The organism is Georgenia sp. Z2081, from assembly GCF_055326445.1.
Window position 1 is genome coordinate 853070 of the sequence record NZ_JBUZNK010000001.1, and the last position, 20793, is coordinate 873862.

General features: G+C 74.3%; 23 protein-coding genes. 22 read left to right on the forward strand and 1 reads right to left on the reverse strand.

Going from position 1 to position 20793, the window contains the following annotated elements:
- Nucleotides 1-19 precede the first annotated feature (19 nt).
- The 19 genes from prfA (at nucleotide 20) to ACZLKG_RS04140 (ending at nucleotide 15517) form a co-directional block, all read left to right on the forward strand.
- Nucleotides 20-1129: a peptide chain release factor 1 gene (gene prfA, locus ACZLKG_RS04050; RefSeq protein WP_425707873.1), complete on the forward strand. Its 1110-nt coding sequence runs from the start codon at nucleotides 20-22 to the stop codon at nucleotides 1127-1129.
- Nucleotides 1126-2022: a peptide chain release factor N(5)-glutamine methyltransferase gene (gene prmC, locus ACZLKG_RS04055; RefSeq protein WP_425707874.1), complete on the forward strand. Its 897-nt coding sequence runs from the start codon at nucleotides 1126-1128 to the stop codon at nucleotides 2020-2022. Before prfA ends, prmC begins: the two co-directional genes overlap by 4 nt.
- Nucleotides 2019-2705 (forward strand): L-threonylcarbamoyladenylate synthase, encoded by a 687-nt coding sequence (locus ACZLKG_RS04060; RefSeq protein WP_425707875.1) that lies wholly within the window; start codon nucleotides 2019-2021, stop codon nucleotides 2703-2705. The genes prmC and ACZLKG_RS04060 overlap by 4 nt, the downstream gene beginning before the upstream one ends.
- Nucleotides 2702-3814, forward strand: a complete 1113-nt coding sequence (locus ACZLKG_RS04065; RefSeq protein ID WP_425707876.1) for an MraY family glycosyltransferase — start codon at nucleotides 2702-2704, stop codon at nucleotides 3812-3814. Before ACZLKG_RS04060 ends, ACZLKG_RS04065 begins: the two co-directional genes overlap by 4 nt.
- The gene (locus tag ACZLKG_RS04070; protein ID WP_425707877.1) at nucleotides 3811-4401 is read left to right on the forward strand and encodes a hypothetical protein; all 591 of its coding nucleotides are present in this window, start codon (nucleotides 3811-3813) and stop codon (nucleotides 4399-4401) included. The genes ACZLKG_RS04065 and ACZLKG_RS04070 overlap by 4 nt, the downstream gene beginning before the upstream one ends.
- 206 nt (nucleotides 4402-4607) lie before the next feature.
- Complete coding sequence (atpB, locus tag ACZLKG_RS04075) at nucleotides 4608-5426, forward strand: F0F1 ATP synthase subunit A (RefSeq protein ID WP_425707878.1); 819 nt, start codon at nucleotides 4608-4610, stop codon at nucleotides 5424-5426.
- A 77-nt stretch (nucleotides 5427-5503) separates the two neighbouring features.
- On the forward strand, nucleotides 5504-5707 hold the full coding sequence (gene atpE / locus ACZLKG_RS04080; RefSeq protein WP_425707879.1) for an ATP synthase F0 subunit C: 204 nt from the start codon (nucleotides 5504-5506) through the stop codon (nucleotides 5705-5707).
- Complete coding sequence (locus ACZLKG_RS04085; RefSeq protein WP_425707880.1) at nucleotides 5707-6291, forward strand: F0F1 ATP synthase subunit B; 585 nt, start codon at nucleotides 5707-5709, stop codon at nucleotides 6289-6291. The genes atpE and ACZLKG_RS04085 overlap by 1 nt, the downstream gene beginning before the upstream one ends.
- A gap of 5 nt (nucleotides 6292-6296) precedes the next feature.
- Nucleotides 6297-7109 carry a F0F1 ATP synthase subunit delta gene (locus tag ACZLKG_RS04090; RefSeq protein ID WP_425707881.1) on the forward strand — a complete coding sequence of 271 codons (813 nt, stop codon included), beginning with the start codon at nucleotides 6297-6299 and terminating at the stop codon, nucleotides 7107-7109.
- Nucleotides 7110-7175: 66 nt separating this feature from the next.
- A complete protein-coding gene (atpA, locus tag ACZLKG_RS04095) occupies nucleotides 7176-8807 on the forward strand; it encodes a F0F1 ATP synthase subunit alpha (protein WP_425707882.1) in 1632 nt (543 codons plus the stop codon).
- Nucleotides 8808-8810: 3 nt separating this feature from the next.
- Nucleotides 8811-9704, forward strand: a complete 894-nt coding sequence (locus ACZLKG_RS04100; RefSeq protein ID WP_425707883.1) for a F0F1 ATP synthase subunit gamma — start codon at nucleotides 8811-8813, stop codon at nucleotides 9702-9704.
- Nucleotides 9705-9753: 49 nt separating this feature from the next.
- A complete protein-coding gene (gene atpD, locus ACZLKG_RS04105) occupies nucleotides 9754-11217 on the forward strand; it encodes a F0F1 ATP synthase subunit beta (protein ID WP_463648028.1) in 1464 nt (487 codons plus the stop codon).
- A gap of 1 nt (nucleotide 11218) precedes the next feature.
- Nucleotides 11219-11533, forward strand: a complete 315-nt coding sequence (locus tag ACZLKG_RS04110) for a F0F1 ATP synthase subunit epsilon (RefSeq protein WP_463648029.1) — start codon at nucleotides 11219-11221, stop codon at nucleotides 11531-11533.
- A 7-nt stretch (nucleotides 11534-11540) separates the two neighbouring features.
- Nucleotides 11541-11960 carry a DUF2550 family protein gene (locus ACZLKG_RS04115; RefSeq protein WP_463648030.1) on the forward strand — a complete coding sequence of 140 codons (420 nt, stop codon included), beginning with the start codon at nucleotides 11541-11543 and terminating at the stop codon, nucleotides 11958-11960.
- 80 nt (nucleotides 11961-12040) lie between these two features.
- Entirely contained in the window at nucleotides 12041-12736 is a 696-nt protein-coding gene (gene nucS, locus ACZLKG_RS04120) for an endonuclease NucS (protein WP_463648031.1), read from the forward strand.
- Between the two features lie 8 nt (nucleotides 12737-12744).
- Nucleotides 12745-13797, forward strand: coding sequence for a family 1 glycosylhydrolase (locus ACZLKG_RS04125; RefSeq protein ID WP_463648032.1), 1053 nt, complete (start codon nucleotides 12745-12747; stop codon nucleotides 13795-13797).
- On the forward strand, nucleotides 13797-14114 hold the full coding sequence (locus ACZLKG_RS04130) for a hypothetical protein (RefSeq protein ID WP_463648033.1): 318 nt from the start codon (nucleotides 13797-13799) through the stop codon (nucleotides 14112-14114). The genes ACZLKG_RS04125 and ACZLKG_RS04130 overlap by 1 nt, the downstream gene beginning before the upstream one ends.
- A 92-nt stretch (nucleotides 14115-14206) precedes the next feature.
- Entirely contained in the window at nucleotides 14207-15034 is an 828-nt protein-coding gene (locus ACZLKG_RS04135; RefSeq protein WP_463648034.1) for an alpha/beta fold hydrolase, read from the forward strand.
- 9 nt (nucleotides 15035-15043) lie between these two features.
- Entirely contained in the window at nucleotides 15044-15517 is a 474-nt protein-coding gene (locus tag ACZLKG_RS04140) for a GNAT family N-acetyltransferase (RefSeq protein ID WP_463648035.1), read from the forward strand.
- A 61-nt stretch (nucleotides 15518-15578) separates the two neighbouring features.
- On the opposite strand, the gene ACZLKG_RS04145 is transcribed toward ACZLKG_RS04140, so the two are convergent.
- Complete coding sequence (locus ACZLKG_RS04145; protein WP_463648036.1) at nucleotides 15579-16775, reverse strand: hypothetical protein; 1197 nt, start codon at nucleotides 16773-16775, stop codon at nucleotides 15579-15581.
- Nucleotides 16776-16978: 203 nt separating this feature from the next.
- Between ACZLKG_RS04145 and ACZLKG_RS04150 the strand changes: the two genes are divergently transcribed.
- The 3 genes from ACZLKG_RS04150 (at nucleotide 16979) to ACZLKG_RS04160 (ending at nucleotide 20793) form a co-directional block, all read left to right on the forward strand.
- A complete protein-coding gene (locus ACZLKG_RS04150; protein ID WP_463648037.1) occupies nucleotides 16979-18658 on the forward strand; it encodes a hypothetical protein in 1680 nt (559 codons plus the stop codon).
- Nucleotides 18659-18662: 4 nt separating this feature from the next.
- Nucleotides 18663-19751: a hypothetical protein gene (locus ACZLKG_RS04155; protein ID WP_463648038.1), complete on the forward strand. Its 1089-nt coding sequence runs from the start codon at nucleotides 18663-18665 to the stop codon at nucleotides 19749-19751.
- Nucleotides 19752-19875: 124 nt separating this feature from the next.
- Nucleotides 19876-20793, forward strand: a complete 918-nt coding sequence (locus ACZLKG_RS04160; RefSeq protein ID WP_463648039.1) for a co-chaperone YbbN — start codon at nucleotides 19876-19878, stop codon at nucleotides 20791-20793.

Here is a 20793-nt window from a genome sequence, read left to right on the forward strand (position 1 = left end):
TCCTCGCCGGAAGGACCCCATGAGCAGCCCCGAGCTCACCGAGGCGCTGTCGCCGCTGCTCGCGGAGCACGCTGAGCTCGAGGTCGCCCTGGCGGACCCCGACGTCCACTCCGACGCCGGCCGCGCCCGTGCCCTGGCCCGTCGCTACGCCGAGCTGTCCCGCGTGAGTGCCGCGGCCGCCGCGGAGCAGGCCGCCCGCGAGGACCTCGCCGCCGCCGTGGAGCTCATCGAGCTCTCGACGGGCGAGGAGGCCGACCAGCTCCGCGCCGAGCTCGCCGACCTCGAGGCGGTGCACGCCGACGCCCTCGAGCACCTGCGTGACGTCCTGCTGCCGCGGGACCCCGACGACTCCCGCGACGTCATCCTCGAGATCAAGGCCGGCGAGGGCGGGGACGAGTCCGCCCTCTTCGCCGGCGACCTGCTGCGGATGTACACCCGCTACGCGGAGCGCCGCGGCTGGACCACCCAGGTCCTCAGCCTCACCGAGACCGGGCTCGGCGGCGTCAAGGACGCGGCCCTGTCCGTGCGCACGCGCGGCGACGTCGCGCCGGAGGACGGCGCGTGGGCGAGCCTGAAGTACGAGGGCGGCGTGCACCGCGTGCAGCGCGTCCCCGTCACCGAGTCCGCGGGACGCATCCACACCTCCGCCGCCGGCGTCCTCGCGCTGCCCGAGGTCGACGACCCGGGCGAGATCGAGATCGACCCGAACGACCTGCGGATCGACGTCTACCGGTCCTCCGGCCCCGGCGGCCAGTCCGTCAACACCACCGACTCGGCCGTGCGGATCACCCACGAGCCCACCGGCATCGTCGTGTCCATGCAGGACGAGAAGTCCCAGCTGCAGAACCGCGAGGCCGCGATGCGGGTGCTGCGCGCGCGCCTCCTCGCCGAGCGCAACGCGCGGCTCGAGGCCGAGGCGGCCGACGCCCGCCGCTCCCAGGTGCGCACCGTGGACCGCTCCGAGCGGATTCGCACCTACAACTTCCCCGAGAACCGCATCGCCGACCACCGCACCGGGTTCAAGGCGTACAACCTCGACCAGGTGCTCGACGGCGACCTCGGCCCCGTCGTCGCCTCCGCCGTCGAGGCCGACGAGGCGGCCCGCCTGGCCGACGCCTCCGGGTCGTGAACCCCGCGGCGCCCACCTGGCGCGCGGCCGTCTCGGGCGCCGCCCGGCTGCTCGCGGAGGCCGGGGTGCCGAGCCCGGAGGTCGACGCCCGCCTGCTCGCCGAGCACGTCGCCGGCCTCTCCCCGCTGCTCATGGCGCCCGCCCCCACGCCCGACCAGGTCGGCGACTACGCCCACGCGGTCGAGCGCCGCGCCGCCCGCGAGCCGCTGCAGCACATCACCGGCCGGATGCACTTCCGCCGGCTCGAGCTGCACGCCGGGCCCGGCGCGTTCGTCGTGCGGCCCGAGACCGAGCTCGTCGCCGGCGCCGCGGTCGACGCCGCGCGTGCAGCCGCCCGCGACGGTCGTCGGCCCGTCGTCGTCGACCTGTGCACCGGCTCCGGGGCGATCGCCCTGGCCGTGGCCACCGAGGTCGCCACCGCCGAGGTCCACGCCGTCGAGCTCTCGGCCGACGCACTGGCGATCGCCCGGCGCAACGTCGAGCGGCACGCCCCGCGGGTGCGGCTCGCGCGGGGGGACGCGCGCAGCGCCCTGCCGGAGCTGGAGGGGACGTGCGACGTCGTCGTGTCCAACCCGCCCTACGTGCCCGACGACGCGGTTCCGCGCGACCCGGAGGTGCGCGTCCACGACCCCTCGCGGGCCCTGTACGGCGGGGGTTCCGACGGACTCGACGTGCCGCGCGCCGTGCTCGCGCGCGCCCGGGACCTGCTCGCGCCCGGCGGCGTCGCGATCGTGGAGCACTCCGAGGAGCAGGGGGCCGCGCTGCGCGACCACGCCCGCGCGCTCGGCCTGGCCGAGGCGCGCACCCACCGGGACCTCACCGGTCGCGAGCGGTTCCTCACGGCGAGCGCGCCCGGGCACCCGGGGGCAGGCGTGGAACACTCGGCCCCGTGACCGTCTTCGACACGTCCTCCGCGCGCGAGCGCGCGGTCGGCCTCGACGCCGCCGTGTCGGCGCTCGGCCGCGGTGAGCTCGTCGTGCTGCCGACGGACACCGTCTACGGGGTCGCCGCCAACGCCTTCGACCCGGCCGCCGTCGAGGTGCTCCAGGCCGCCAAGGGACGCGGCCGCGACAAGCCGCCCCCCGTTCTCGTCGGCGACCTCGCCGTCCTGCCCGCCCTGACCACGCACCTGCCTCACTCCGCCCACGCGCTGGCCGAACGCTTCTGGCCCGGAGCCCTCACGCTCGTGTGCCGGTCCCAGCCCGCGCTGAGCTGGGACCTGGGCGACACCCGGGGCACCGTGGCCGTGCGGATGCCCGACGACGAGCTGGCGCGAGAGCTCCTGCGCCGCGCAGGGCCGACCGCGGTCTCCTCGGCGAACCGCACCGGCCACCCGCCGCCCGGCACATGCGCCGACGCACGCGAGCAGCTGGGCGGGTCGGTCGCCGTCTACCTGGACGCGGGCGCGGTCGGCGCCGGCGAGCCGTCGACCATCCTCGACCTCACCGGGGAGACCGTGCGGGTCCTGCGGCTCGGCGCGCTGTCCCTCGCCACGCTCGCCGAGGTCGTGCCCGAGCTCGCCGAGACCGGGGACGCCGGTCCGGGCGGTGAGGCGGGCTCGCCCGCCCCGGCATGAGGACCTACCTGCTCGTCACGGCGCTCGCCGCCGTCGTCACCTACCTGCTCACCCCGGTCCTGCGGCGCGTCGCCGTCCGCGTGGGTGCGCTGACCGCCGTGCGGGACCGCGACGTCCACGCGGTGCCCACCCCGCGGCTCGGCGGCCTCGCGATGCTTCTCGGGTTCGGCGGAGCGATGCTGCTCGCCTCGCGCATCCCGTACCTCGAGGACGTGTTCGCCCAGTCCTCGCAGGCGTGGGGCATCCTCCTCGGCGCGTGCGTCATCTGCCTGATCGGCGTGGCCGACGACGTGTGGGACCTCGACTGGCTGACGAAGCTCGCCGGCCAGTTCCTCGCGGCGGGCCTCATGGCCTGGCAGGGCGTCCAGCTCATCACGTTCCCGATCTTCGGCCTGACCATCGGCTCCTCGGGCTTCTCGCTGCTGGCGACGGTGCTCATCGTCGTCGTCGTGGTCAACGCCGTGAACTTCGTCGACGGTCTCGACGGGCTGGCCGCAGGCATGATCCTCATCGGCGCCTCGTCGTTCTTCCTGTTCACCTACCTGCTGGCGCGGGACGCCTCGCCGGGCAACTACGCGAACGTCGCCTCGGCGATCCTCGCCGCGCTCGCCGGGGCGTGCCTGGGCTTCCTCCCGCACAACCTGCACCCCGCCCGCATCTTCATGGGCGACTCCGGCGCGATGTTCCTCGGCCTCGTGCTCTCCGGTGCGGCCATCGTCGTCACGGGCCAGATCGACCCCTCGGCCGTATCCACGAGCCGCGCCCTGCCGGCGTTCGTGCCGATCCTCATCCCCGTCGCCGTGCTCGCGGTCCCGCTCATCGAGATCGTCACCTCGGTGGTGCGCCGCGTGGTCGACGGACGCTCCCCGTTCGACGCGGACGCCTCGCACCTCCACCACCGGCTGCTCCGGCTCGGGCACAGCCACCGCGCCGCGGTCGCAATCCTCCACCTGTGGACCGCGGTCGTGTCCGGCACCGCGGTCTCCCTCGCCTTCTTCCCCCTCGCGCAGGTCGCGATCGGCGCCGGCGGTGCCGCGCTCGTCGCGCTCGTGCTCACCGCGCGTCTCCTGCCCGCCCACCGCAAGTCCAGCCCCAGGAGCTCCACGTGACCGACCCGACCACCAACGACCCGACGGCCGACGACGGCGCGGACCAGACCCGACGGACCCCGGGCGCGGACGAGGCCCCACCGACGTCGGACGCAGGCACCGACGCGGATGCAGGCACCGGCTCGGAGGCGGCCGCCCCGCGGCCGAGGGACCCCAACGACCCCGCTCTGCCGCCGGAGCTCTTCACCGGCATCCTCAAACGGCTCGTGCTCTTCCTCCTCGTCGTCGCGGCCCTGTCCATCGGGATCGGGCTTCTCGTCGGCGGGACGCGTGGCATGTGGGGCGGCGTCATCGGCACCGGCCTCGCCGCGATCTTCGCCGTGACCACCGTCGTGGCCGTCCGGGCGGCCGCGAAGCGCCCGCTCGACCTCATGGTCATCGCCGTCATGGGCTCGTGGTTGCTCAAGACCGTGCTGGTCATCCTCGTCCTGCTCGCGGTGCGCGACGCCGACTTCTTCCACCGCGGGGTGCTCTTCGGCTCCGCCGCGATCGCGGTCCTCGGCTCGGTCCTCATCGACTCCCACGCCGTGATGACGGCGCGGATCCCCTACACCTCACCGCCGGCGAGGCCCGACGTCGAGGACTGACGTCGAGGTCCGCGGGGGCGTCCGTCGGCCCGACGCCGGACGGCCCAGAACGTGACGGGTGTCGCGTCGTGGGCCCCGAGATCGGGGGTGGAGGGCCAGTCGGAATGGGTTAGTCTGACTGCCGTCGGTGCGCTACGAGGGAGCTCTCGAGGTGTGCCGCACGCGCCGCCCACCATGACCCCGGGAGACGACCTGTGCTGAATGCGTTGACGAACGCCGCCACTGCCGCGCACGTCCGCATCGTCACCGCCGAGGGGGGCGAGGGCTGGCACGCGCCGGGTCTCGAGGAGTTCTTCCCCGAGCCGTTCCTCTTCGAGGGCACGCCGTTCGCCCTCAACCGGATCATGCTGGTCCGATTCGTCGCCGTGGCCGCCCTGGTCCTCGTCATCTGGCTGGGTACCCGGAGGCTGCGGCTCGTGCCCGGCCGGGCTCAGTCACTGATGGAGCTCGCCCAGGAGTTCGTGCGCCGCAACATCGCCTTCGACTCGCTCGGCGAACGGCTGGGCCGCAAGTACACGCCCCTGCTCACCGTGATCTTCGTCGGCGTCCTGTTCTTCAACATGACGGGCGTGATCCCGTTCCTCAACATCGCGGGAACGTCAGTCGTCGGTCTTCCGCTGACGTTCGCGATCATCGCGTGGATCGCCTTCATGTACGCCGGCATCAGGGAGCGCGGCGCGGGGAAGTTCTTCGGCGGCCAGCTCTTCCCGGCGGGCGTGCCGAAGCCGATCTACATCATCCTCACGCCCATCGAGTTCATCTCGACCTTCCTCCTGCGGCCGGTGACGCTCACCATCCGTCTGCTGGCCAACATGATGTCCGGGCACATCCTGCTCGTGCTGTGCTTCTCGGCCACGCACTTCTTCTTCTTCCAGGCGAGCGGCGTGATGGCCGGCCTCGGCGGTGTCACTCTCGTGGCCGGGCTGGGATTCACGCTGTTCGAGATCTTCATCAGCGCGCTGCAGGCCTACATCTTCACGCTGCTCTCCGCCGTGTACATCCAGCTCTCCGTGTCCGACCACTAGGCCGGACCCGCATCCGGCCACGGCCGGCACACTCCACACCAGACCGATCCACACCCACACAAGTAAGGAACCACCACATGGACGGCTCGCTCTCCGCAGTTGGTTACGGCCTCGGCACGATCGGCCCCGGCATCGGCATCGGCTACCTCGTCGGCAAGACCCAGGAGGCCACCGCCCGCCAGCCCGAGGTCGCGGGCCGCCTGATGACCAACATGTTCATCGGTGCCGCGTTCGCCGAGGCTCTCGGTCTGCTCGGCCTCATCGCGGGCCTCATCTTCTGATGCCTGCCAGCGGCAACGTCGTCGCGGGGGTGAGGGACGGTCTCGACCTCCTCATCCCGGCCTGGTACGACATCATCTGGTCGCTGGTGGTCGTCGCAGTCATCGCCTTCGCGGTCGTCCGCTGGGGCGTACCGCGCCTCACCGGCATCCTCGACGAGCGGTCCGACAAGATCGCCGAGGGCCTGCGCAAGGCGGAGGACGCCGAGGCGATGCTCGCCAACGCCGAGGAGTCCTCGGCCAGCGAGCTGGCCGAGGCGCGCCGCGAGGCGGCCGGCATCCGCGAGCGGGCCAACGCCCGCGGCAAGGAGATCGAGGCCGAGGCCCAGCGCAAGGCGCAGGACGAGGCCGAGCGCACCACGGCCGCGGCCGAGCGCCAGATCGAGGCGGAGCGCCGTCAGGCCGCGCAGAGCCTGCGCAGCGACGTCGGCACGCTCGCCGTGGAGCTGGCCTCGCGGATCGTGGGGGAGTCCCTCGCGGACTCCGCCGCCCAGTCCCGCGTGGTCGACCGGTTCCTCGACGACCTCGAGCAGCAGAACACCGCCGGCGCCACCACCCGCACCACCAGCACGACCCAGGAGGGCTGATCGTCATGCGCGCCTCCAGCTCCGTCGCCCTCGGGCAGGCTCAGGGTCGCTGGGACCCGGTCGTCCGGGAGGCCGATGACGCGTTCGACCTCGCGGGGACGGTCTTCGCGGTCGCGGACCTGCTCGCCGAGAGCACGGCCGTGCGGCGCGCGATGACCGACCCGTCCCGCTCCGGCGAGGACCGGGCCGCGCTCGCGGTGCGCGTCCTGGGCGACTCCGTGGACGGCCGCGTGACCGATCTCGTCGCCGGGCTGGCGCGCGAGCGCTGGTCGGCGGACCTGGACATCGTCGAGGCCCTCGAGACCCTCGGGCAGGACACGGTCCTCGCGGCGGCCGAGCGGGGCGACGGGCTCGACGCGCTCGGCGCGGAGCTGCTCGACGTGCGCGGCGTCATCGCCGGCTCGCCCGACCTCGAGGTGGCGCTGGCCGAGGAGGCGCGGGACCTGGCCGGTCGCCGCGAGCTCCTGACCCGGGTGCTCGGCGAGCGCATCTCGCCGGCGGCGCTGCTCATCGCCCGCCGCGGCGTCGGCTCGCTCCACGAGCGCTCGGTGCTCAGCGCGCTGACCCACGCCGCCGAACGCGCGGCCGAGCGGCGCGACCGCAAGGTCGCCCGCGTCACGGCGGCCGTCCCGCTCACGGGCGAGCAGCGCGAGCGGCTCGTCGCCGCGCTCGCCCGCGAGCACGGCAGCGACATCGCGCTGCACGTCGACATCGACCCCGCGATCATCGGGGGTCTGCGCGTCGAGGTCGGTCACACGATCCTGGACGGCACCGTCCGCACGCGCCTGGACGAGGCGCACCGGCGCATCGCCGGCTGATCGACCCCACACGCAGGAACACAATCGGGCCCCACGAGGGACCGGACGAGGACAAGGACACTTGAGATGGCAGAGCTGACGATCCGCCCCGACGAGATCCGGGCGGCCCTGGACAGCTTCGTGAGCTCCTACGAGCCGGGGGCCGCGAGCACGGACGAGATCGGCCACGTGATCTCCGCCGCGGACGGTATCGCGACCGTCGAGGGCCTCCCCGGCGCGATGGCCAACGAGCTGCTGCGCTTCGAGGACGGTACGCTCGGCCTGGCGATGAACCTCGAGGAGCGCCACATCGGTGTCGTCGTCCTCGGCGAGTACACCGCCATCGAGGAGGGCCAGGAGGTGCACCGCACCGGCGAGGTGCTCTCGGTCCCGGTCGGAGACGGCTACCTCGGTCGCGTGGTCGACCCGCTCGGCAAGCCGATCGACGGCCTCGGCGAGATCACCGAGCTCCAGGGGCGCCGCGCGCTCGAGCTCCAGGCCCCCGGCGTCATGGCCCGCAAGTCGGTCCACGAGCCGCTGCAGACGGGCCTCAAGGCCATCGACGCGATGATCCCGATCGGTCGCGGCCAGCGTCAGCTCATCATCGGCGACCGCAAGACCGGCAAGACGGCGATCGCCCTGGACGCGATCCTCAACCAGAAGGCCAACTGGGACTCGGGCGACCCGGCCAAGCAGGTCCGCTGCGTCTACGTCGCCATCGGCCAGAAGGGCTCGACGATCGCGGCGGTCCGCAAGACGCTCGAGGACGCCGGCGCGCTGGAGTACACGACGATCGTCGCCTCGCCCGCGTCGGACCCGGCCGGCTTCAAGTACATCGCCCCCTACACGGGCTCGGCCATCGGCCAGCACTGGATGTACGGCGGCAAGCACGTCCTCATCGTGTTCGACGACCTGTCGAAGCAGGCCGAGGCCTACCGCGCCGTGTCCCTGCTGCTGCGCCGCCCGCCGGGCCGTGAGGCCTACCCGGGCGACGTCTTCTACCTGCACTCCCGGCTGCTCGAGCGCTGCGCGAAGCTGAACGACGAGCTCGGCTCCGGGTCGATGACCGGTCTGCCGATCATCGAGACCAAGGGCAACGACGTCTCGGCGTACATCCCGACCAACGTCATCTCGATCACCGACGGCCAGATCTTTCTGCAGTCGGACCTGTTCAACTCGAACCAGCGTCCCGCCGTCGACGTCGGCATCTCGGTGTCCCGGGTCGGTGGTGACGCGCAGATCAAGGCGATGAAGAAGGTCGCGGGCACGCTGAAGATCACGCTCGCCCAGTACCGAGCCATGGCCTCGTTCGCCATGTTCGCCTCGGACCTGGACCCGACGACCCGCCAGCAGCTCACCCGCGGCGAGCGCCTCATGGAGCTGCTCAAGCAGCAGCAGTCCAGCCCGTACCCGGTGGAGGACCAGGTCGTCTCCATCTGGGCGGGAACGAACGGCTACCTCGACGACGTCGAGGTGAGCGACGTGTCCCGCTTCGAGACCGAGCTGATCGACCACCTGCGCTCGACCACCTCCGTGCTCGACGCGATCGTCTCCACCGGCAAGCTCGACGACGACACCCTCCAGGCGCTGCAGGCCGGCGTCGAGGACTTCCGCTCCGGGTTCACCACCGGGGAGGGCAAGCTGCTCGAGGAGGTCGAGGGCGAGGAGGAGTCCGAGGCCGAGGTCGCGCAGGAGCAGATCGTCAGGGCCAAGGCCTGATCCATGGCGGGACAGCAGCGCGTCTACAAGCAGAAGATCCGGGCGACCCAGACGCTCAAGAAGGTCTTCCGCGCGATGGAGCTCATCGCGGCCTCACGGATCGGCAAGGCCCGGGACGCCGCGCTCGGGTCCGACCCCTACACCGCCGCGCTCATCCGCGCGGTGTCGGCCGTCGCGTCGCACGCGGATCTCGACCACCCGCTGATCTCGGGTCGCGACGACACCACGGACGTCGCGGTGCTCGTCGTTACCTCCGACCGCGGCATGGCGGGCGCCTACTCGGCGACCGTGCTGCGGGAGGCCGAGCGCCTGCTCGAGGAGCTGGAGGCCGAGGGCAAGACCCCCCGGCTGTACGTCTTCGGCCGCCGGGGCGAGAGCTACTTCAAGTTCCGCGGTCGCGAGGTCGTGGCGACCTGGACCGGTGAGTCCGACAGCCCCTCGGTCGCGGTCTCCCAGGAGATCGCGCAGACCCTGCTCGGCGCCTACCGGGCCGAGCCGGGCGAGGGCGGGGTGAGCGAGCTGCACGTCGTGTTCACCCGGTTCCAGTCGATGGTCACGCAGGTCGTCCAGCGTCGCCGCGTCCTTCCGCTCGAGGTGGTCGAGGGTGTCGCCGAGCCGACGTCGAAGGCGCTGCCGCTCTACGAGTTCGAGCCGAGCCCCGAGGACGTGCTCGACCAGCTCCTCCCGATGTACGTCTCCAACCGCATCCGCGCCCAGCTGCTCATGGCGGCGGCCTCCGAGCTGGCCTCGCGCCAGCGCGCGATGCACACGGCGACCGAGAACGCGGAGGACATCATCCGCGACTACACGCGGCTGGCGAACCAGGCGCGGCAGGGTGAGATCACCCAGGAGATCTCCGAGATCGTCTCGGGCGTCGACGCGCTGAGCGCGAGCTGACCGACCCGACCCCCACACTTCCGAGCACCCGAGACCGAGGACGAAACTCATGACCGCCACCCAGTCCGAGACGCCGCAGGCCGAGACCGCCGGCGTCGGCCGCATCGCCCGAGTGATCGGTGCCGTCGTCGACGTCGAGTTCCCGGCCGGCCAGATCCCCGAGGTCTACAACGCGCTGAAGACCACGCTCCACCTGCCCGGGCAGGAGGAGGACGCCGAGATCACGCTCGAGACCGCCCAGCACCTCGGTGACAACCTCGTGCGCGCGATCGCCCTCAAGCCGACCGACGGTCTCGTCCGCGGCGGCGAGGTGCGGGACACCGGCGCCCCGATCTCCGTGCCCGTCGGCGACGTGACGAAGGGCCACGTCTTCGACGTCACCGGTGAGCCGCTCAACCTCGCCGAGGGGGAGACCCTCGAGGTCAACGAGCGCTGGCCGATCCACCGTCAGCCCCCGCGGTTCGACGAGCTCGAGGGCTCGACGACCATGTTCGAGACCGGCATCAAGGTCATCGACCTGCTCACCCCGTACGTCCAGGGCGGGAAGATCGGCCTGTTCGGCGGCGCCGGCGTCGGCAAGACGGTCCTCATCCAGGAGATGATCCAGCGCGTCGCGCAGGACCACGGCGGTGTGTCGGTGTTCGCCGGAGTCGGCGAGCGCACCCGTGAGGGCAACGACCTCATCGAGGAGATGGACGACGCCGGGGTGTTCGACAAGACCGCGCTGGTGTTCGGCCAGATGGACGAGCCCCCGGGCACGCGCCTGCGCGTCGCGCTCTCGGCGCTGACGATGGCGGAGTACTTCCGCGACGTCCAGCAGCAGGAGGTGCTGCTGTTCATCGACAACATCTTCCGCTTCACGCAGGCGGGCTCCGAGGTCTCCACGCTGCTCGGCCGCGTCCCCTCCGCCGTGGGCTACCAGCCCACCCTCGCGGACGAGATGGGCCAGCTCCAGGAGCGCATCACCTCCACCCGCGGCCACTCGATCACCTCGCTGCAGGCGATCTACGTGCCGGCGGACGACTACACGGACCCCGCCCCGGCGACCACGTTCGCGCACCTGGACTCCACCACGGAGCTCTCCCGCGACATCGCCTCGCGCGGCCTGTACCCGGCCGTGGACCCGCTGACCTCCACCTCGCGCATCCTCGCACCGGAGTTCGTGGGTCAGGAGCACTACGAGGTCGCGACCCGCGTGAAGTCGATCCTGCAGAAGAACAAGGAGCTGCAGGACATCATCGCGATCCTCGGCGTCGACGAGCTGTCCGAGGAGGACAAGGTGACGGTCGCCCGTGCGCGCCGCATCGAGCAGTTCCTCTCGCAGAACACCTACACGGCCGTGAAGTTCACGGGCGTGGAGGGTTCGACCGTGCCGGTCGCCGAGACCGTCGAGGCCTTCAAGCGCATCGCCGAGGGCACCTACGACCACGTGCCGGAGCAGGCGTTCTTCAACATCGGCGGTATCGAGGACCTCGAGCGCTCCTGGTCCAAGATCCAGGCCGACGAGCGCTGACGTGGCCGGCAACGGATCGCTGACGGTCGACGTCGTCTCCCCGACCGGTGTGTTGTGGTCGGGGGAGGCGTCCTCCGTCGTCGTGCCCGCCGCCGAGGGAGAGCTCGGCGTGCTGCCCGGGCGCGAGCCGGTGCTCGCGGTGCTCCTGCCCGGCACGGCGAGGGTGACGGCGGGCGGCTCGACCGTCTCCCTCGACGTGCACGGCGGGTTCGTCTCGGTGGATGACGACGTCGTCACCGTCGTCGTGGCCGACGAGGACGCCGAGGTCGGCGTGCTCGACGCCGAGCCGGCGTCGGACGACAGCACGCTCGCCTAGGCCGCCGATGCCGCGCACCGGATGGTTGGTGATCCTGGGGATCCTTGCCGTCCTCGCCGTGTGCGCGGCCCTGGCCTGCGCCCTGCTGTGGCGCGCCCTGCGCCTCTACCGGCGCGGCGGCACCGTGGAGTGCCGCCTCCGCACCGGTGAGGACCGGTGGCGCCGCGGGCTCGCCCAGCTCGGTGCGACCGACCTGGCGTGGTACCAGTTCGCGTCGTTGGCGGTGCGGCCCCGGTTGCGCATGGACCGCACCGCACTCGAGCTGCGCGGCTACGACCCCCGGCCCCCCGACCCGGGCGGGCGGTCGGTCGTCCAGCTCACCCTCAGCGACGGTCGGCGCACCGCGCAGCTGCGCCTGGCTCCGTCCGCCGTGCAGGCCCTCGTGGGCTGGAGCGAGGGCGCCCCGCCCCGGGTCCGCGGTACCTGAGGCGCCCCGCGCGTCCGCAGCGGCCGGGCCCCGCCGCCGCGCGACCTGGTCTGCGGCTCGGCGGGGTAACGTGGTCGACCGTGCGTACCGTCTTCGCCCGTTGCTCCGTCGACTACTCGGGCCGGCTGTCGGCGCACCTCCCGCTCGCCCCGCGCCTCATCATGGTCAAGGCCGATGGTTCGGTGCTCATCCACTCCGACGGCGGCAGCTACAAGCCGCTGAACTGGATGACGGCGCCGTGCACCCTCAAGGAGCGCGAGCCCGACGCGGTCGAGACCGAGGGCGGCACCACGCTCGTCTGGGAGGTCAGCGCCGCGAAGACCGACGACCGGCTCGTGGTGCGGCTGCACGAGGTCATCTCGGACACGAGCGTCGAGCTCGGCGTCGACCCGGGCCTGGTCAAGGACGGCGTCGAGGCCCACCTCCAGGTGCTGCTGGCGGAGCAGGTCGAGCTCCTCGGCGCCGGTCACCGTCTCGTCCGCCGCGAGCACCCCACGCCGATCGGTCCGGTCGACCTGCTCGTGCGGGACCCCGACGGCGGTGCCGTGGCCGTGGAGATCAAGCGGGTCGGCGGCATCGACGGCGTCGAGCAGCTCACCCGCTACCTCGACCTCCTGGGCCGGGACCCGCTGCTCAGCCCGATCCGAGGGGTGTTCGCGGCGCAGCAGATCAAGCCCCAGGCGCGCACGCTCGCCGAGGACCGCGGCATCCGGTGCCTCGTGCTGGACTACGACGCGATGCGCGGGGTCGACGACGTCGGCTCCCGCCTGTTCTAGGAGGCGCGGTGACCACGAGCGCGCCCGACGCACGGCCCTCAGACGACGACCGGTCCGCCCCCGACGACCGGCCCGGCGCCGACCTCCGCACCGACGGCGACTGGCTCGCTCCCGGGGCCGCCGTGCTCGTCACCGCCGAGCACTCCCTCGTGGACGGCGGCGCGTCCGCCGCGGAGGCGTTCGCCGCGCAGCTCGCCCGCGCGGCCGACTCCGGACGGGCGTGCGTCGTCGTCCTCGCGCCGGACCCCGCCCCGACGCGGGAGAGCGTCGGCCGCCGTGCCGAGCTCGCCCGGGCCGCCGTGGCCGCGGCCGGGACCACCGAGGTCGCCGCCTGGCTCACCGTGCGCGACCCGCTGCGGGTCGCCCGGAGAGCCGGCGCCGGCGACGTGGGCCGCACGCTCGCCGCCCTGCACCACGCGCTCCTCGGCCACGGCGCCGCGGCGACCGCCCTGCGCGAGGCCGGCGCCGGCGTCGTCGGGACCGCCGTGCACCTCGAGGTGACCCGCCCCGCCGACCCGTCCTTCCCCCCGGACCTCGCCGCCGCGCTCGAGGCCGACCTCATGACGAACCACGTCGTGCTGGGACCGCTGCTCGACGGCACGTACCCCGTCGAGGCCCGCGCGGCGACCGCACCGGCGGGCTGGGACCACGTCCGCCCCGGCGACCTCGTCGCGATCCGCCGCGGGCTCGACGTCCTCGTCGTCGAGCACTCCGGCACCCGCACCGCCCGGCGCGCGGGCCGGGACCGCGCGGGCCGGGACCGGGCGGGCGTCACCGCTCCGGGGACCACGGTGCGGCCGGCTGGGACCCCCGGCGCGGACGAGGTCGAGCTCGTCCACGTCGGCACGACACCGGGCGGCCGCGAGGCGGACCCGTCCGGCCTCTACGAGGTCCTCACCGCGCTGGACAACGCCTACCTCGGCACCCCCCTGCTGGGCCTGGTCCCCACCGGTGCGGGCGAGGTCGGCCACGGCCCCGGGCTCGCCGCGCACGAGGAGGCCGCGCGCCGGGCCGCGACGGACGGCGCGGACGTCCGCGGGCTGCTCGCCACGGAGTCCTGATGGCGCGCAGCAGGCGCTCGGGGAAGCGCCCCTACTCCGGCGGGCACGTCCCGCTGGACATGGACCGCCTCGGTTCCCTGCCGCGCCAGGAGGCGGGCCCGGACGGGGAGGACTTCAAGGTCCGCACGGTGCGCGGCTCGGACAAGACCTACCGCTGCCCCGGCTGCGACCAGGAGATCGGCCCCGGCACCTCGCACGTCGTCGCCTGGCCGGCCGAGCACATCTGGGGAGCGGAGGCCGGCGCGCAGGACCGCCGCCACTGGCACACCGCCTGCTGGCGGGCCCGGGGCACGAGACGGCCCACTCGGCGGCGGTAGCGGGGGCGACCCGGCTCGACGGCACTCGACCGCGGCGCTCCCGGACCCCCACCGGGCTGGCCGCTCTCGCGGCGGGGTGGAACGCTGGTGCCATGACCACGCTCGCCGTCCACCGCCACGGTCCCGCCGGGGACGTCCCGCTCGTCCTCCTCCACGCGTTCCCGCTCGACTCGCGCATGTACGCGGCCCTCCTGCCGCATCTCACCGGCGTCCCGACCCTCGGCGTCGACTCTCCCGGGTTCGGGGACTCGCCCTCCCCGGCCGATGTCGCCGACGCCGTGGCCTGGACCGACGGGCCCCGGCTGGAGATGGTCGCGCGGGCCGTCCTCGCCGCCCTCGACGAGCAGGGCGTCGACCGGTTCGTGGTCGCCGGTACGTCGATCGGTGGTTACGTCTCGATGCGGCTCGCAGCGCTGGCCCCCGAGCGGCTCGCGGGCATCGGGCTCATCGACACGAAGGCCGCGCCCGACCCCGGTGAGGCGCGCGACAGGCGCGAGCGGCTCGCCGTCGACGTCCTGGGTCCGCCCGGAGTGTCGGCTCTCGCCCCCACGCTCGGTCCGCTTCTCGGCACGACGACGGCGAACGACGCGCCCGGCCTGGCCGACGCGGTCGCCGGGTGGGCGGCGGAGTCCACTCCGGAGGGTGTCGCGTTCGCCGCGCGGGCGATGGCCGCCCGGCCGGACTCGACGGACGACCTGCGGGCGCTGGGCCGGCGGGGTGTCGCCGCGCTCGTGCTGCGGGGGGCCGAGGACACGCTGGCGTCCGGGGAGGACGCGCTGGACATGGCCGACGCCCTGGGCACCGAGGTCCTCGAGATCGCGGGCGTCGGCCACCTGGCGCCGCTCGAGGCGCCGGAGGCCGTCGGCGGCGCGCTGCGCGACCTCCACGAGCGCGCGGTCGCTCCCGTGCAGCAGCCGTAGGGTAGCGCGGTGACCACCGCGAAGATCCACCCCGCGACCGTGCTCGACGCGGACGCGATCGCCGAGCTGCACGCCAGGGCCTGGCGGGCGACCTACGGCGGTGCGGTCGACGCCGACCGGCTCGAGGAGCGTCTGGCCGGCTACCCGCGGACGTGGCGGGAGCTGCTGGCCGACGACGGCGGGGGAGCGGCCACGTGGCTCGCCCAGCGCGACGGCGCGGCGGTCGGGTTCGCGCGGGCGTGCGCGGTCGGCGGCGGCGAGGTCCGGTCGCTGAGGCTGGAGTCGATGTACCTCGACGTCGACGAGCAGGGGAGCGGCACGGCCGACAACCTCATGACGATGGCGCTCGGCGACGCCCCGGCGTTCCTGTGGGTGTGGCAGGGCCAGGAGCGCGCCCGGGCCTTCTACCGTCGCCACGGGTTCGTCGAGGACGGCGCGACCGGGTCCTTCGAGACGCTGCCGACCGTGCGGATGGTCCGCTGAGCCTCACGCTCGTCGGTCGTGCCGCCCGCCGGACCCCTCCGGCGCCCGACCGGTCCGTCGATCACCCCTGGCGCTCATCGCTCCCTCCGGTGGTCGCGTCCGGGGCGTCCGGGGCGTCCGTCTCGTCTGGACCGTCGCTCTCGTCGCGGTCCGGCTCGTGGGCCGTCGGGCCGTCGTCCGGACCGGCGCTCTCGTCGGCACCCGACCCGTCCGCCGTCCGGGGCCCGCCCGGCGGGTCGGCGAGGACGGCGTCGGCACGTGCGGCCGCTCCGATCCCGTCCTCGGCGCCGGTCTCGACGACCTCGTGCAGCGCCCGCCGGATCTGCTCGAGGTACTCGGTGAGGAGCGTGCCGCGCTCCTCGAGACGCGCGACCTCGGCCCCGGCACCGACGCGGACCCGGTCGGCCTCCTCGGCGCCCTCCGTGCGTGTCCGCTCGGCCTCCTTGCGGGCCTCGGCGAGCAGGCGCTCGGCCTCCTCGCTCGCCTCGGAGACCCGGAACCGCGCCTCCTCGTCCGCCTCCCGCGTGACCTCCTCGGCGAGCGTCAGCGCCTGGGCGGCACGGCGTTCGGCGTCGTTCGCCCGCTGCTCGGCCTGCTCGACGGCCTGGGCCCGGGCCGTGGTGGCGGCCTCGTGCGCCGCCGCGAGGTCGCGCTCGGCGTTCGCGCGGGCGACCGCCAGCTCCTCGGTGGCGGTCGCCCGCGCCAGACCGAGCTCCCGCTCGAGGTCGGCCCTGCGCGTGATCTCCTCCGCCTCCATCTCGCGACGGATCGCCGAGACGCGGCGCTCGGCCGCGGTGAGCAGCTCCTCCGCGCGCACCTCGGCGTCCTGCACGCGGGCCGCGGCCTCGGACTCCGAGCGCGAGGTCAGCAGGTCGGCCGCGCGCCGGGCGTCGCCGACGACGGCGGCGGCCTCGCGCTCGGAGCGCTCGCCGAGCCGGTCGGCCGAGGCCTGGGCGCGCTCCGTCGTCCGGCGCGCGTCCCGCTCCGCCTGCTCGACGACCTCGTTCGCCTGCTGCTCGGCCGCGGAGAGCAGGTGGGCCGTGCGCGACCCGAGGCCGGCGTAGGTCGGCGTCCCGGACTCGGCCAGCTGGCCTCGCACGTCCTCGAGCTCGGTGGTCAGCCGGAGCACCCGGGCGTCGAGGTTCTCCACGTGGTCGCGGGCCGCCGCGAGCCGGCTCGTGAGGTCGTTGATGCGGTGGTCGACCTGGGCGCGGTCGTAGCCCCGCATGACGACGGGGAAGCTGGCCTGCTCGTCCATGACGGTCCTCACGGTCGGGGAGGGCCCGGATCGTGCCGTACCGGCACGTCACGGGCGGATGGTCGGCGCCAGGGTACGTCGCCGTCGTGAGGGCGGCGGCGGGCGTGTGCCGTTCCACGCTCCGTGGGACGCCATCACGCCGTACCCTGATCAGTCGACCCGGGTCGCCGTCGGCGGCCGCCGACCGGAAGGACGCCCGCCCCGTGATCCGACGCATCCTTGCGGCCCTGCTCGCCGTCCTCGGAGTGACCGCGATCGTCCTGGCGATCCTGACCGCCACGTCCTGGCGGGACGAGGACGAGCTCACGGCCTCGCTGGCCCAGCGGCCCGGCACCCCCGTCCTGCTCACCGACCCGGGCGTCCTCGAGATGGGTGCCGACGAGGTGACCGTCACGCTCACCGCAGATCCCGGCGAGGAGATCTGGTACACGTTCGTGCCGACCAGCCGCGTGACGGAGTGGGTCGGCGACGCCGAGCGCACCTCGGTCACCGGCCTCGAGTCGCGCACAGAGCTGGCGAGCGCCGTGGCCGGCACGGAGACCACGGTGCCGCACCCGTCGGGCTCCGACCTGTTCCGCGACGCCGACGTCGGCACCGGGGAGGTCACCCTCGACCGGTCGGGCGAGCCGGGTGGACAGACGCTGTTCGCCGTCGTCGACGGCACCGCGGACGCGCCGTCGCTCACCCTGTCCTGGCCCCAGGACGTCGAGACCCCCTATCTCGTCCCCGGTCTCGTCGCCGGCGGCGTCCTGCTCCTCGTCGCGCTCGCGCTGCTCCTGTGGCCCTCGCGCCGGTCCGACCGCGACCCGGTCGTCAGCGCCGAGGGTGCCGCCGGGGCCCACGACGGCCGGCCGGCCGTGGACGACGAGCTGGCAGCCTCGCGCACCGGTAGCGGCGCGTACGACCCGGCGCCCGCCGCGGGGCGCCCGACGACGGACCCCTACGCACCCGAGGTCGCCGCCGCGCGCGGGAGCGCCGCGTCGGCCGACGACGCGAGCACCCACGACCGGTCCGGCGCGGAGGGCTCCGGCACCTCCGCCACCTCCGGCTCCGCGTTCGCGGGTGCCGGCGCAGCGGGCGCGACGGCGGTGGGCGCGGCCGCGCTCGGTGGCACGTCGGCGTTCGCGCCGCGCGAGGACGACACCGAGACCATCGACGTCGTCGAGCCCGCGGGCGCCCCGGCCGACGCCCCCACCGACGCGGCGGACGGCCGGGCGGCGGACGGCACCGCGGGGGCCGACGACGCGTCGTCGGGAGGCACCGGTACCACGCCCGCACCGTCCGGCACCGCCCCCGAGGCGGTCGACGTCTCGCCCGAGGCGGTCGACGCCGCGCTCGCGCCGGAGATGGCCGCGCTGGCCGAGCGGGAGCGCTCGGGGGAGCCCCTGCGCCGCCACGAGCGCCGCGTCCTCACCGAGGCACGCCGCGAGGCGCACGACGACCTGCGGGCCGGCGTCGACACCGAGGTCCGCGAGGACCTGCGCTCCGCCGGGTCGTCGCGCGGCGCGGGGATCCTGCCCTACTCGCCGCGCGCGGACGCGCACCGCGGATCCGCCGACGCGCTCGGTACGGACGCGCCGACGCAGGCCGCCGACGCCGACCAGGCACTCGCCGACGCGGAGGCCGCCGAGGCCGCCGGCCGGCCCCTCACCAGGCGCGAGCGCCGTGCGCTCGAACGCCGCGCGCGGCTCGGCGCCGGTCCCGGTGCCGCCCCTTCCACCGGCGAGCCGCACGGCGAACCGGACACCGGCGGTGACGCCGCCCCCGCGCACAGCGACGGGACCCCGCCCCCCACGTCGTCCGGCGCCGCCACGACGACGGACGACGAATGGCGCGATCTGTGGGGCTTCGGTCCTCGGAGCGCTCCCGAGAACCGGAGGTGACGCGATGAACCGCCGCACCACGACCACACTTGCCGTCCTGCTCTCCGCCGGCCTTCTCGCCGGCTGCGGGTCCGAGGGGGAGGAGGAGCTGCCGACGCCGAACGTGGAGACGCCCTCCGACGCGGGCGGCCCCTCGCTCGACCAGGAGACCCTCGAGGTCGTGCTCGAGGGCGTCGCGACGTCGGTCGCCGACGCGGACGAGGCCCAGGATCCCGAGCTGCTGCGCGAGCGCGTCATGGGCCCGGCCTTCCGGCTGCGCTCGGCCGAGTACCGGATCGCCGAGGCGACCGGTGGCACGGTCCAGCCGGACCCGCTCTCGCTCGACACCCAGGTCGACATCGTTGGCGGCAGCCAGGAGTACCCGCGCGTGGCGATGGCCGTGAGCCAGATCCCCGACGGCTCGAACCTCCCGCTGCTCCTCACGCTCGCGACCTCCGACGTGCGCGACAACTACCGGCTGTGGTCGTGGGTCGAGCTGTTCCCGGGCGTGACCGTGCCGGAGACCCTCGCCCCGGACATCGGCGCCGAGGCCGTGCCCACCGACGACGACTCGCTCGTGCTCTCGCCGGCCGAGGTCGTCGACGCCTACGCCCAGCTGATCTCGGACCCCGAGGGCAGTCAGGCCGACCGATTCGGCCCCGACGAGTTCCGCTCGGACGTGTTCGCCGAGACCGCCGGCCTCAACGAGGCCGTCTCCGCCGCCGGCACCGCGACCGTCTCCGCCGAGCCGGTGATCGACGGACCGCTGTCGCTGCAGACCGTCGAGGGCGGTGCGATCGTCGTCGGCGTGATCCGCACGACCACGACGGTGACGAAGACCGAGCCCGAGGGCACGCTCACGGTCGGCGGTGTCTTCGGCGACCTGCTCGGCGACGACGGGGTGGTCGAGGACGAGGTGAGCGCCATCGCCCAGGTGAGCGTGGCCTTCCACGTCCCCTCCGCCGAGGCGGAGGACCAGACGATCGAGGTGCTCGGCGCGACCTCGGTGCTCACCGAGGCGATCTCGTCGGGCCAGTCCGTGGTCGAGTCCCCGTCCGGCGGGTCGGAGTCGGCGTCGGAGTCCGCGTCGGAGTCCGCCACCGACGCGGGCTGACCGTCGGGCGAGCGCTGACCGTCGGGCGAGCGCCGACCGTCGGGCGAGGGCCGACCCCGCGCGCGTGATCCGCTCTGCGCAAAGAGTGCTGCGCGACCCGGCGTGGTCGGGGGACAATGGCGGCATGTCTCAGCCCTCCCTCTACGGTGCCGTCGACCTGTCCGCCCTCGCCGCCCCGGCCGCGCCGGCGGGCGGCGAGCCCGCGAGCGACCCGAACGGGCTCGTCGTCGACCTGACCGAGGAGCTCCTCGGCGAGGTCGTCGCCCGGTCCCAGGAGCTTCCGGTCCTCGTCGCCGTCCTCTCCGCCCGTGCCCAGGGCTCGGACGACCTGCGCGCAACGCTCGAGACCCTCGTGCGGGAGCAGGGCGGCCGGATCCAGCTGGCGGTGGTCGACGGCGACGCGCAGCCGCGCATCGCGCAGGCGCTCCAGGTCTCCCAGGTCCCCTCCGTCGTGGCCCTCCTCGGCGGCCGCCCGATGCCGCTGTTCACCGGCAGCCCGCCGGTCGACCAGCTGCGCCCGGTGATGTCGGAGCTGCTCACCGTCGCCGAGCAGAACGGCCTCACGGGTCGCCTCGACGTCGGTGAGGAGGGCGACGAGACGCCCGTCGAGCCGGAGCCCGAGCCGCTGCCGCCGCTGCACGCCGAGGGGGTGGCCGCGATCGAGCGCGGCGACCTCGACGCCGCCGCCGAGGCCTACCGCAAGGCCCTCGCGCAGAACCCGAAGGACGCCGAGGCGATCTCGGCGCTCGCGCAGGTCACCCTGGCTCGCCGGCTCGCGCAGGTCGAGGACCCGCAGGCCGCGCTCGCGGCCGGCGACGCCGAGGGCGCCGACCTCGAGGCCCAGCTGCTCGCGGCCGACGTCGAGATGGTGTCGGGGCGCGTGGCGGCGGCCTTCGACCGCCTCGTCGGCGTCGTGCGTCGCACGGCCGGCGACGAGCGCGAGACGGTGCGCAAGCGGCTGCTCGAGCTGTTCGACGTCCAGGGCCCGGCGGACCCGGACGTGGCCAGGGCCCGCCGGCTGCTCGCCAGCGCGCTGTACTGA